The following is an 11,933-nucleotide window of genomic DNA, read 5'->3' on the forward strand; positions in this document are numbered from 1 at the left end:
ACATGGCGGAAGACGCACCATTTGCACTTGATTCGTGCATATAACGCCTTGTCACCCTCACGCCATTCCAGGGGCGATCCATGTCGACACCCGATCTCAACTTGCTGGTCACCCTTGATGTGCTGCTCGCAGAAGGCAGCGTGGCACGCGCTGCGAAGCGCTTGCGGCTGAGCCCGTCGGCGATGAGCCGGGCGCTGGCGCGCCTGCGCGAAACCACCGGCGATCCGCTGCTGGTCAGGGCCGGACGCGGTCTTGTGCCCACCCCGAGAGCACTCGAACTGCGCGAGCAGGTCAGTCAGCTGGTGCAGGATGCCGAGGCGGTTCTGCGCCCGGCTGAAACACTCAACCTCAAACAGCTGGTCCGCACGTTCACGCTGCGTACCAGTGAAGGTTTTGTCGAGAGTTTCGGCGCGCAGCTGATTGCACGCGTCGGCGAGCAAGCACCCGGTGTGCGGCTGCGGTTCGTGCAGAAACCCGATAAAGACAGCACGCCACTTCGCGACGGGAGCGTCGATCTGGAAACGGGGGTGGTGGGGAAAAGTGAAGGCCCTGAGGTGCGTACGCAGGCTCTGTTCAGGGACCGTTTCATTGGCGTTGTGCGAAAGGGACATCCGCTGAGCCAAGGCGAGATCACGCCGGCTCGTTACGCGGCGGGCAGGCACATTTACGTTTCCCGGCGGGGGCTCGACAAGGGCCCGATCGATGAAGCCCTGAAGTCGCTGGCGCTTGCGCGGGAAGTGGTAACCATCGTCGGCGGCTTTTCGACCGCAGTGGCGCTCGCCCGGGCCAGCGACCTGATCGCCAGCGTTCCGCAGCGGCACACCGAAAACCTGCGCGCCGGCATGCACAGCTTTGCGCTTCCACTCAGCCTGCCGACGTTTACCGTCTCAATGCTCTGGCATCCACGGCTGGATGCCGACCTGGCGCATCGCTGGTTGCGCGGGTGCCTTCGGGAGGTGTGCGCGCAGCCGGGCAAAGAGGAGACATTGGGCGCGAGCGAGGTTGAATAGGGGACAAGGTTTGCGCCAGCGGGTACGAAAAAGCCCGCACAAGGCGGGCTTTGAAAATCGAGTAGGTGGCCGGCGCTGGTCCCCGGCTTACAAGGTTTATCAGGCCTCTCACAGAATTGCATGGGAACAAAAAAGTGCTCTTCTGCTTCACACGGCATAAGGGCTGGATCTCAGCGCGGAGATCTTTCTAACCGTGTACCCTTCGGAACGTCGCCCCACGTTTCCTTGCTATCCTCTTGCGCATCAGTCTGCGTCTTCACCTACAGTTTCAGGATAGCAAAAACTCCAAAGCGCTGGCCGGGCTTTTTTAGACCGATTGCCTTCAAGGAAGAGAGCGGCAGGATGGAAAAATGCTATCGCCAGCCGGAGATTTTTGGCGCCTTCGGCCCATGTGCATCGCTTATGGCTGGGCGGATGGAAAGGTCAGCCCTTGGAGTTTTGCAGGCAACCTCCCGGGCGAAACGTTACGAAGGTTGGTACCGGCAAATAATCTATCCGGGATATTGGAGCCGTTCCACGGTCACTCGGGTAACCCGGCCAACCGTAGTCCATCGGCGAAGCGCGTGGAATCCTCGTGCCGTTGGATGGGTATCCAGTCTTTCAGGTTGGAGATACGCAAAGAGGGATCCAGATCGCGAAGACGCTGCATCGCCAGCCGCGCTTTATCCATTCGTCCGCTGAGGGCATGACTGGCCGCCACCAAGGCCACCGGGGCGAGGAAACTGGGCAGGTTGCCCAGCGCCTTTTCCGCCCAGTCCGTCGTGAGATCGAAGCGCCCGGCAAAGAAATGCGCGAGCGCCATTCCGACCTGCATCCTGAACATTTCCGGATCCAGCGGACTCAAGCGAATGGCATGGGTAAGCTGCTCGATGGCGGCGTCTGTTTCACCGCGCAGCGTGCGCAGGATACCGCCCAGGTACCAGGCGGGGGCGAGGTTGGGGTTGAGCAGACGTGCCCTGTCGAGCAATGCAATGCCGCCGTCAACATCGCCGGTGAGATGGCTTAATGCATGTCCGCCTCGCGTCAACGCGACTGCATCATCCCGGCCAAGCGTCACCGCCAAACGCGCAAGCCGTACGCCCTCAGCGATCTCTTGCGTACGATCGGTCATCCAGCCATTCAGCTTGCGCCAGAAGTGGCACCAGGCTGCCATGCCATAGGCCGATGCAAATTCCGGATCGAGTTCGATGGCCTTGTAGAACAACGGCAGCGCCTGGTCGAGGGCTTCCCGGGTGCCGTTGTGCAGTTTTGCCATTCCGCGCAGGTAGTAGTCGTAGGCGTCCAGGCTTTCCGTCGGTTTGCGTTTGGCACGTTCGATTTCTGCCCGTTCGAGCTGCGGTGCGATGGCTCCGACGACGCTTTCGGCGACTTGATCCTGCAGCTCGAAGATGTCGTTGAGCATGCCTTCGAAGCGCTCCGCCCAGATATGCGTCCCGCTCGTCGCGTCGATGAGCTGCCCGGTGATGCGTACCTTGTTCCCGCACTTGCGCACGCTGCCTTCCAGCACATAGCGAACGCCCAGCTCCTGGCTGACGCCCTTGGCGTCCACCGTCCGGCCCTTGTAGGTGAAGCTCGAATTGCGCGCGATGACGAACAGCCAGCGGATACGCGACAGGGCAGCGATGATGTCCTCGACGATGCCGTCAGCGAAATATTCCTGCTCCGGATCGCCGCTCAAATTCTGGAAGGGCAAGACGGTAATCGAGGGTTTGTCCGGGAGGACGAGCGAGGAGGAGGGCATTTCCTTCGGGGCTGTGTGCGCGTGTTCGTCGATGGCAGGCTGGTCAGGCTGTTGCGCTTCGCCGATCTCGCCGACCTTGATCTGGCCGACAAAGCGGTAGCCCTTGCGGGCGACGGTGCGCACCAGGCGCTGTTCCTCACCCGTATCGCCGATGGCCTTGCGCACCGCGTTGATGTGACTGGTGATCGTCGATTCCGAGACGATCCGACCGCTCCACACTGCTTTGAGCAGGTCGTCTTTGCTGACGACCCGATCGGGGTTGTTGACGAACAGCAGCAATAGATCGAAAACCTGCGGTCCGACGGCCACGGTTTGCCCGCGCAAGGTGAGTTCCCGGCGCTCCTCATCGAGCACGTAGTCTTCAAACACGAATGGCAAAGTGAGGTTCTCCTGGCGAAGCGCCCTCAACTCCGTGTCCCGGGCGACTGGCGATTAGTATTTGATTTGATGATACGGCAGCGCTAAACCCGCCGCACCGTCTGTGGCAGAGACGGCGGCGGACAGCGGGGTCTTTGGACGTAAAACCAAGCGTTCGTGGAGGGAAAACCACAGCAGGCACAAGGACTACGCTCACGCGTGCAGGCAATCTCCTCTTACACCGACGCAATGGTTGCAGTCGACACGTGGAGAAAGCCCATGAAGATCGTCGTCATCGGAGGCACCGGCCTCATCGGATCGAAACTTGTGAAGAACCTCCGCGAGCGCGGCCATGACGTGCTCGCTGCCAGCCCCAGCACGGGCGTAAACAGCATCACTCGCGACGGCCTGGCCCAAGCGATGGATGGTGCCGACATCGTCGTCGACGTGGCGAACGCGCCGTCGTGGGAGGACCAGGCCGTCCTCGAGTTTTTCGAAACGTCGAGCCGTAACCTGCTGGCCGCCGAAGCGGCTGCCGGGGTTCGCCATCACGTTGCCCTGTCGATTGTCGGGAGCGAACGGCTTCCAGAGAACGGCTATTTCCGGGCCAAGGTCGCGCAGGAAAACCTCATCAAGGCATCCGGCATTCCTTACTCTATTTTGCGTGCCACACAGTTCTTCGAATTTGTCGGCGGCATTGCCCAATCGTTTACCGTCGGCGAAGAGCTTTGCGTTTCGCCGGCGCTGATCCAGCCGATAGCGTCCGACGACGTGGTGGCGGCACTTACCGACGTCGTGCTTGCAGCGCCGGCCAATGGCACGGTCGAAGTCGCGGGGCCCGAGGCCATGCCGCTCGACGAGTTGATCAGGCGTTTTCTGCGGGCCACTCAGGATACTCGCCCGGTCGTACCGGACGTACACGCACGCTACTACGGCGCCGTGCTTGACGATCGATCGCTGACCCCCGGCAAGAACCCGCGCCTGGGCGCGATCCGTTTCGAAGACTGGCTCAGCCAGTCTTCGGCCGAAGCGGGCCGCTGAGGCCTCCAGGGACAACTCACGAAGGCGCCGCCCCGGTAGTGGGGCGCGCCGTCATAACCCCTGCACACGAAGGAGTATTGCCATGGTTGCCCGATTTCTCTTAGCCGCTGCTTTCGCAGCACTGTCGATCAGCGCAGCGTCGGCCGCTGAGCCGCCTGCTGCCAAGGTGACAGTCGTGTTTGACCGTCCCATTCCCAACATCCCTGGCAAGAGCATGAAGGGTGTGGTCGTCGAGTATGGGCCGGGCGCCGCGTCGCCGTCCCACACCCATCCAAAAACGGCCTTCATCTATGCAACGGTCCTGGAGGGCGCGTTTCGTATCAAAGTCAAAGGCCAGCCGGAAAAGATCTACCACGTCGGCGAAAACTTCGTAGAGGAACCGGGTTCCGTGCACGAAGTCAGCGCCAACGCCAGCAACACCGAACCTGCACGCCTGTTGGCCGTGTTCGTCCTCGACAGCGACGAAAAGACACTCGTCACACCTGTCAAAAAGTGAGCCGATCAACGCGCTCATAAATGCTCGACAGCCGGGCGGCAGGCCACTGTCGCCCGGGGCTGCTGTAGTGCATGGCATTGAACAGGAAATGAAAAAATGAACTCGCTCCAGGACACGGCCGCCATTGCCACCGGGGCAATCGCCGGGCCCCCCGTCGTAGTGGCGCGGCGAAGCACGCGCAAGACAATCGGCATACTGCTGTGCGTCGGCGCGGTGGTGGTCGTGGCTGCCTGGGGGATCATGGCTGTTTCGAGCGGCACAACCTCGACCGATAACGCCTATGTTCGCGGTGACGTGACCTCACTCGCCGCAAAGGTGGCCGGCTATGTCACTGCGGTAGAGGTCGTGGACAACCAGACCGTCCGGGCGGGTGACGTCCTGTTTCGTATCGATGACCGGGACTATCGCGCAAAGCTTGCGCAAGCAGAGGCTAATGTCAGCGCTGCAAAGGCTCGCCTGACCCATGTCGATGCGCAGACCCAGCTTCAGCGTGCGTTGATTCGGCAGGCCGAAGCTCAAAGACGTTCAGCCAGCGCCGACATGGATCTGGCAACCAAGACCCACGATCGCAGTCGCAAACTGATCGTCAGTAACGCGGTGAGCCAGGCCTTGTTCGATGAAACCGGCACGGCGCGTTCCAGAGCCGAGGCGTCGGTATCGGCCGCTTCGGCAACGGTCGAGGCGCAACAACAACACATCGCCGTCTATGTGGTCGAGCGAGAGGCTGCCGTGGCAGCCGTGTCGCAAGCACAGGCTGCGCGCGATCTCGCCCAAATCGATCTTGACTACACCGTGGTACGCGCGCCAGTGGATGGCGTCGTCGGTAACCGCCAGGTTCGTGTCGGCCGGCTCGTGACGCCGGGCGTTTCCATGCTCGATATCGTGCCGGTCAATGATGTGTGGGTCGTGGCCAATTTCAAGGAAACCCAGCTCGAACATATTCGCCGCGGACAGCGCGTGCGTATCACGGTCGATGGTTACCCCAACACGGCACTTGAAGGCGTGGTCGACAGCTTTGCGCCGGGGAGTGGGGCGGCGTTCAGCTTGCTGCCGCCTGACAACGCAACCGGGAACTTTGTCCGTGTCGTGCAGCGGGTTCCGGTCAAGATCCGGCTGGCCGACAATCCGCTGCCGGGGCGCATCGTGCCAGGTCTGTCCGCGCGGGTGGAGGTGACGCAAGGGGGCGGCTCATGAACACCTTTGCCAGCGCAACGCCGAGCGGCGCCAAGGCTACGACTGGCATCCTGCTCATCGTGGGCGTCGTGCTGGCCACACTGACGGAAGCGATCGCTGGCACCGTTCTATCGATCGGGCGCGGCGATATCATCGGCGACACCTATGCAACACCTGATGAATTCGCCTGGCTGGATGTCGGCTACACCACGCTCAAGCTGATCGGCTTCATCATGGCCCCATGGCTGATGCAGCGTTTTTCTGCGCGTAACCTGATCATCGGCTCAACCCTGGCCATGGGCCTGGCGTGCTGCATGGCCGCCATCATCGCTCGACTGGACCTGCTGATCGCGCTTCGGATCATTCAAGGCTTCGCCGGTGGCACCCTGCTGGTGGCGGGCCAGGCGATGATTTTTCGTGCCTGGCCGCGAGCCTTTCAGCCGATTCTTCAAGCCCTGTTTGCCATGGGCTCGGTGGTCGCGCCAGCGACTATTGCCCCAGCCCTTCAAGGGTGGTTGATCGACAGTCAGTCCTGGACCTGGATTTTTTTCAGCGTGGTACCGCTGGCCCTGGCGGCGGCGGGTCTTTTGCTCATTGCAGACGGCCCATCGCCTGCCCAAGTCCGGCAGCGCCCCTTTGACTGGCTCGGCTTCTCCCTGATCTCGGCCACCTTGTTCTGTTTCACCTACGTGCTCAGCCAAGGCAGCCGATGGGACTGGTTCGAGGAACCTCGGATCCTGATGCTGACAATGATCGGCGCCGCCGCGCTGCTGGCATTTTTCGGCCAACAAGCGTTGGCCAAAGGCCCGGGGCTATTCGATTTCACGGTGTTCAAATCGGGTGATTTTACCTTTGCCTTTATCGTCAGCTTTGTCGCTGGTGCCGCCTTGTTCGGCAGCGCATTTCTGATTCCGGCATTCGCCCTGTCGGTGCTGGCGTTCACCCCGACCGACGCCGGCTTGCTCCTGCTGCCCAGTGGCGGTTTGTTTGTCGGCTCGCTGCTCATCGCTGCCTTTTTTATCAAAGTGCGCCGCGTTCCACCGGTTGCGACAGTGCCCTTTGGCATCCTGCTGATCATGGGGGCGATGTGGATGCTGTCCGGCTCCACCAGCGACAGCGGCGCCGGTGACATGATGGCGCCTATCCTGTTGCGCGGCCTGGGCCTTGGCTTCCTGTTTCTGTCAATTACGCTGATCGCCTTCAGCGACCTCAACAGCCGCAACCTCGCCTTCGGCATCGGGTTGTTCAATACCGGGCGTCAATTGGGTGGCTTAATGGGCGTCGCCGGGCTCCAGACCCTGATCGACCATCACATCGTCATCAATGTCGCGGCCCTCGGCGCCAACGTCACCCCCGGGGGAAACGCGCTCATCGAACGGCTGACGACCACCACGGCGATGTTGGCGGGGAAGGGGATCGATCAAGTGGCCGCTGGCAGGGCAGCGACGAGCCTCTTGGGCAAGGTCGTGTCAGGTCAGGCCACGGTGATTGCCTTCGACACCGCGTTCTACGCCGTGGCCCTGCTGTTTGTCGTCGCCGCGCCCATACTGATTGGCATCAAGATCGGCCTGGTGCGATACGCGAAAGCGCGAGCTGTCGCGTGAGACAGCCCACACCAACCGAGCCCTTGAAACGTCAGCGACAAATACCGTCTGCCAATCTCCTGGCCTGCTGAGTCGCGGCCTCACGCGCGCTGCGATCAACGTCTTCGCCCAGGATGGTTTTCTCCACGATCACCGAATGCACATCCGTCACGCCGACAAACTTCAGCCAGGCTTCAACATAGGGCTTCTGAAAGTCGAAGCGTGTTGCCGGCGTACTCGACTGCGCCGAAAAATCCAGGCCACGGGCGTACATCACCACCGCGGTTTTGTTGACCAGCATGCCTTCCAGGCCGCGCTCGGCGTCAACGCTGAACAGGATGTCTTTCTGCGACACCAGGTCGATGAAGTGCTTGAGTTTGTACGGGATGCTGAAATTCCACAGCGGTACGGACATCACCAGCACATCCGAGCGGTGCAGGTGACTTGCCAGCTCTTTCAGCGTGTTCCAGGCATCTTGTTGTGCCGGGGTCAGGGGCGTGCCATTGAGCCCGGCGTATTTGGCCTCCATGGCCAGATCATCGAATTCCGGTAACGCCATGCTCCAAAGGTCGAGCGTGATGATTTCGGTGTCCGGGGCGTGTTCCTGGTAACGCGCAATAAAGCTGCGGGCGACTTCAAGGGAGGCCGAGCGCTGCTTGCGCGGGGAACATTCAATATGCAGAAGAGTCGTCATGACGCGCCTCGAGTAGTGGGGGAGATAGGCTAGGAGGGCGCATTGCAACATAGTTGGATTTGAAATATAAATCGTAAATACATAAGTCATTGATCACGAATAAAACTATGTTCGATACGTTGCTGCTCAAGACATTTGTCACTGTCGTCGATGAAGAAGGCTTCAGCCGTGCCGCCCAGAAGCTGCACCTCACTCAGTCTGCGGTCAGTGGTCACGTGCGGCGATTGGAAGAGCAGATTGGTAAACCGCTGTTGACGCGCACCACCCGCTCCCAGCAATTGACTCCCGATGGCGAACGCCTGGTCTCTTATGCGCGCACGATCCTTGCGCTGAATCGTGATGCCTGGGCAGAACTGACGCGCACGGCGTTTCACGGACGGCTGCGGATCGGGGTGTCCGAGGATTTTGTCGAATCGCGGTTATTGCGCACTTTTCAGGATTTCGCGGCGCAGTACCCGGGCCTGGAAATCGACGTGCAGGTAGGCATTCCTGGCACGTTGCTGAACCTGTTGAAGCAAGGCCATCTGGAACTGGTCATCGGCTCTCTATGCGAAACCAGCGAAGCGGGGCTGCTGCTGTGGCAAGAGCCGCTGGTGTGGGCCTGGTCAGCGCAACCCGTTACCCAATTACCGACGCCGTTGCCGCTGGCCCTGTTCCCCGAGCCGTGCCCTTATCGAGAGACAGCGCTGACGCGGCTGGCCCAGGCAGGCATCGCCCAACGCACGGCGATGTTATGCAGCAGCGCTGCCGGGTTGCGGGCGGCGGCGCTTGCAGGCTTCGCGGTCGCGCCCATGCCGCTCAGTCAGTTGGGGCAAGGACTGGTGGCTCTTGGGGCCGAACAAGGGTTACCGGATTTACCGGATGTGCAGTTTCGGTTGTTCACCTCGCCTGAAGCGGATCAGGCGATTGTGGCGGCGGTTACTCAGCTCATTGTGGAGTATTGCTCCACGAGGAGGGCTTGAGCGTCTTTGCCTCTGCGGTCGACTCATCGATAGGCGCCGTAGTCATTTGATCGTAACAACGACCTTGCCCTTGGCTCGTCCCTGCTCGACGTACTTCAATGCCGCTGCCGTAGATTCCAAGGGGAAGGAGCGGTCAACCACAGGTTTGATGATTCCGGCCTCAATGAGTGCGGTGATTTGTTGCAGTTGGGCGCCATTTGCGCGCATGAATACGAACGCGTAGCTGACGTCCTGCTTGCGTGCCTTGCGCCGAATACCGAGGCTCAGCAGGCGCATGACTTGCTTCAATGGCCAGGACAACCCTTGCTCCTGCGCGAACTGCGCAGTGGGTGGCCCCGAGATGGAAATGAGTTGGCCGCCGGGCTTGAGGACCTTGAGTGACTTCTCCAGTACGTCCGCGCCGAGGCTGTTCAACACCACGTCGTAGTCGTGCAAGACACTTTCGAAGTTCTGCTGTGTGTAGTCGATCACCAGGTCGGCCCCCAGCGCCTTCACCCATTCGACATTCGCGGTGCTGGTGGTGGTCGCGACAAAGGCGCCGAGGTGTTTGGCAAGTTGGATGGCGAGGGTGCCGACACCGCCGGAGCCGGCGTGGATCAGCACTTTCTGGCCCTTTTTCAGTTGGGCGGTTTCGACCAGCACTTGCCAGGCGGTCAGTGCGACCAAGGGGATGGACGCGGCTTGTGCCATGTTGGTATTGGCAGGTTTCAGGGCGATCGCGTTTTCGTTTACGGCGATCAATTGAGCGAACGTCCCGATCCGCGCTTCGGGCGGGCGAGCGTAGACTTCATCTCCCGGTTTGAAGCGTTTCACTTGCGCGCCAACCTCAACCACGACGCCCGCCAGGTCATTGCCCAGTACCAGCGGAAATGAATAGGGCAGGATCAGTTTGAATTCGCCTTTGCTGATCTTCGAATCCAGCTGGTTGACGCTGCTGGCGTGTACCTCAATCAAGACGTCGTGGGCGCCCACCGCGGGGGCGGGCACTTCGCCAATGCGCCCGGTGTTCTTGCCATAGCGATCAATTAAAAATGCCTTCATCGTTGTGCGGCTCTTGTCGGTTGGAATGAGGGTGGGCGGAGCGTTTGCGGCGTTGCTGCGCCGCGTTATCAGGCATCAAGGAACGCCAGTACCTTGGTCACAAAGTCAGCGTAGTGCTGGAAAATGCCGCCGTGCCCGGCATCTTCATAAATGACCAGTTGTGCATTGGGAATGCGGTTGGCAAGCTCAATCGAGTTAATGCTGGGCACCATGATGTCGTTGTCGCCGTTGACAATCAGCGTCGGCATCCACAAGCGCCCGAGGTTTTGGGGCGCCTGTCTGCCCCACGCGGTGATGGCTTTCAACTGCCGTAGGAAAGCGCTGGGCGTCGGGCCTTTGTCGCGATTTTTTTTGCGTTCTTTCAGGCGTTGCAAATACTGCGAGGCGGCTCGACGGCCATTGGGCGTCGAAGTAAAGAACAGGTAGAACTTGGGATCTCGCAAGGTCAGCAAGCCCTTGATCATCAATGGCCACGTCACCGAACCGACCTTGTCGATACCGGTGCCGCCGGCCGGCCCGGTTCCGGTGAGAATCAATCGGCGCACCAATTCGGGCGCCTTCAGGGCGATGTCCTGGGCGACGAAGCCGCCGAGTGAAAAACCGAGTACGTCGACGGTCTCGAAACCCAGCGCACGTATCAGCTGGATGGCATCGTCAGCCATTTCGCCAACCGTCAGTGGCGCGGTTCCACCAGAGCCGCCGATGCCGCGATAGTTGGTGGCAATGACGCGCCGTGTTTGTGCCAGGCCATCGATGATCCCGGGGTCGAAGTTGTCCAGCACCGCGCCCCAATGGTTGAACAGTACGAGGGGCACGTCGGTCGTGGGGCCGATATCGCGATAGGCAAAGGGAATGCCGTTGACCGTGATCGACTGGTTCGCCGCGTTGATGAACGACGTTTGCGAACCCGAGGGGGTATTTGTCTTCGTTGGATTCATTTCTACTCCGAACAGCGGGCCGGATTCGATGCGGCGTCTGGCACGCCTGCATCGAATCCGGCGCGAATGCTCGCTACCAAAAGATCACTGTTGAGTGTGGTAGCGCTGGGCAACCGCAGACTGGCGGATTTGCCCCAGCAGGCCCTGACGGGCGATTTGCAGGTCATCCCAGCGTTCAGCTTCTTGCAGCGGCGGGATCGTCACCGGTTCGCGACGATCGAAACCGACCAGTGCGGCATCCACCAGATCGTCCACTTCCATGATTTCGTTCAAGGTGTTGATGTCGACGCCGGAGCGATCCCAGATTTCCGTGCGGGTGGCCGCCGGCAGCACGGCCTGCACGTACACGCCCTGAGGCAAAAGTTCCAGGCTCAGGCCTTGGGAAAGGAATAGCACAAACGCTTTGGTCGCACCGTAGACCGACATGCCGAACTCCGGCGCAAGACCCACCACCGAACCGATGTTGATGATCGCACCGTCGCCTGCTTTGGCCAGGCGTGGGGCGATGGCACTGGCCAGGCGCACCAGTGCCGTGGTGTTGAGGGCCACCAGTTGCGCAACGCTGTCGGTGCTTTGGTCGATGAAGTTGCCGGACAGAGCGGCGCCGGCGTTATTGACGAGGATGCCGATACGGGCGTCGTCGCGCAGGCGGGACTCAACGGTTGTCAGATCGCTGAGTTGGGTCAGATCCGCCGGAATCACATCGACGGCGACGCCGTGTTCGCTGCGCAATCGGGCTGCAAGTGCGTCCAGGCGTGCCTGGTCTCGGGCGACTATTACCAGGTTGTGACCGCGTTGAGCGAAGCGTTCGGCGTAGACGGCGCCAATGCCGGTGGAAGCGCCAGTGATGAGAACAGTAGGGCGAGTGCTCATGGGGTTATCTCTCTTTCAGGGTGT

The 11,933-nt window shown here is 60.8% G+C and carries 11 protein-coding genes; 6 read left to right on the forward strand and 5 right to left on the reverse strand.

Annotation, left to right across the window (positions count from 1 at the left end; all coding sequences use genetic code 11):
• Positions 1 to 80 precede the first annotated feature (80 nt).
• Positions 81 to 1,010 carry a LysR family transcriptional regulator gene (locus tag AC1DIH_RS21685; RefSeq protein ID WP_477773228.1) on the forward strand — a complete coding sequence of 310 codons (930 nt, stop codon included), beginning with the start codon at positions 81 to 83 and terminating at the stop codon, positions 1,008 to 1,010.
• A gap of 520 nt (positions 1,011 to 1,530) precedes the next feature.
• Here AC1DIH_RS21685 and AC1DIH_RS21690 read toward each other — a convergent pair.
• Positions 1,531 to 3,129: a winged helix-turn-helix domain-containing tetratricopeptide repeat protein gene (locus tag AC1DIH_RS21690; protein WP_477773229.1), complete on the reverse strand. Its 1,599-nt coding sequence runs from the start codon at positions 3,127 to 3,129 to the stop codon at positions 1,531 to 1,533.
• A 258-nt stretch (positions 3,130 to 3,387) separates the two neighbouring features.
• On the opposite strand from AC1DIH_RS21690, the gene AC1DIH_RS21695 reads away from it, so the two are divergent.
• The 4 genes from AC1DIH_RS21695 to AC1DIH_RS21710 all read left to right on the forward strand — a co-directional run bounded on the left by AC1DIH_RS21695 (position 3,388) and on the right by AC1DIH_RS21710 (position 7,422).
• Positions 3,388 to 4,149: an SDR family oxidoreductase gene (locus AC1DIH_RS21695; protein ID WP_477773230.1), complete on the forward strand. Its 762-nt coding sequence runs from the start codon at positions 3,388 to 3,390 to the stop codon at positions 4,147 to 4,149.
• A gap of 82 nt (positions 4,150 to 4,231) precedes the next feature.
• Positions 4,232 to 4,645: a cupin domain-containing protein gene (locus tag AC1DIH_RS21700; RefSeq protein ID WP_477773231.1), complete on the forward strand. Its 414-nt coding sequence runs from the start codon at positions 4,232 to 4,234 to the stop codon at positions 4,643 to 4,645.
• Positions 4,646 to 4,741: 96 nt separating this feature from the next.
• The gene (locus tag AC1DIH_RS21705; RefSeq protein ID WP_477773232.1) at positions 4,742 to 5,839 is read left to right on the forward strand and encodes an HlyD family secretion protein; all 1,098 of its coding nucleotides are present in this window, start codon (positions 4,742 to 4,744) and stop codon (positions 5,837 to 5,839) included.
• The gene (locus tag AC1DIH_RS21710) at positions 5,836 to 7,422 is read left to right on the forward strand and encodes a DHA2 family efflux MFS transporter permease subunit (protein WP_477773233.1); all 1,587 of its coding nucleotides are present in this window, start codon (positions 5,836 to 5,838) and stop codon (positions 7,420 to 7,422) included. The genes AC1DIH_RS21705 and AC1DIH_RS21710 overlap by 4 nt, the downstream gene beginning before the upstream one ends.
• A 31-nt stretch (positions 7,423 to 7,453) precedes the next feature.
• Here AC1DIH_RS21710 and AC1DIH_RS21715 read toward each other — a convergent pair whose 3' ends face one another.
• Positions 7,454 to 8,095 (reverse strand): FMN-dependent NADH-azoreductase, encoded by a 642-nt coding sequence (locus AC1DIH_RS21715; RefSeq protein ID WP_477773234.1) that lies wholly within the window; start codon positions 8,093 to 8,095, stop codon positions 7,454 to 7,456.
• A gap of 107 nt (positions 8,096 to 8,202) precedes the next feature.
• Here AC1DIH_RS21715 and AC1DIH_RS21720 point away from each other — a divergent pair, with 107 nt between their 5' ends.
• Positions 8,203 to 9,057 (forward strand): LysR substrate-binding domain-containing protein, encoded by an 855-nt coding sequence (locus AC1DIH_RS21720; RefSeq protein WP_477773235.1) that lies wholly within the window; start codon positions 8,203 to 8,205, stop codon positions 9,055 to 9,057.
• Between the two features lie 42 nt (positions 9,058 to 9,099).
• Here AC1DIH_RS21720 and AC1DIH_RS21725 read toward each other — a convergent pair whose 3' ends face one another.
• The 3 genes from AC1DIH_RS21725 to AC1DIH_RS21735 all read right to left on the reverse strand — a co-directional run bounded on the left by AC1DIH_RS21725 (position 9,100) and on the right by AC1DIH_RS21735 (position 11,909).
• Complete coding sequence (locus tag AC1DIH_RS21725) at positions 9,100 to 10,098, reverse strand: NADP-dependent oxidoreductase (protein ID WP_477773236.1); 999 nt, start codon at positions 10,096 to 10,098, stop codon at positions 9,100 to 9,102.
• Positions 10,099 to 10,166: 68 nt separating this feature from the next.
• The gene (locus AC1DIH_RS21730; RefSeq protein ID WP_477773237.1) at positions 10,167 to 11,036 is read right to left on the reverse strand and encodes an alpha/beta fold hydrolase; all 870 of its coding nucleotides are present in this window, start codon (positions 11,034 to 11,036) and stop codon (positions 10,167 to 10,169) included.
• A gap of 84 nt (positions 11,037 to 11,120) precedes the next feature.
• The gene (locus AC1DIH_RS21735; protein ID WP_477773238.1) at positions 11,121 to 11,909 is read right to left on the reverse strand and encodes an SDR family NAD(P)-dependent oxidoreductase; all 789 of its coding nucleotides are present in this window, start codon (positions 11,907 to 11,909) and stop codon (positions 11,121 to 11,123) included.
• Positions 11,910 to 11,933: the final 24 nt, after the last annotated feature.

The organism is Pseudomonas sp. 05N36 (genome assembly GCF_056397385.1).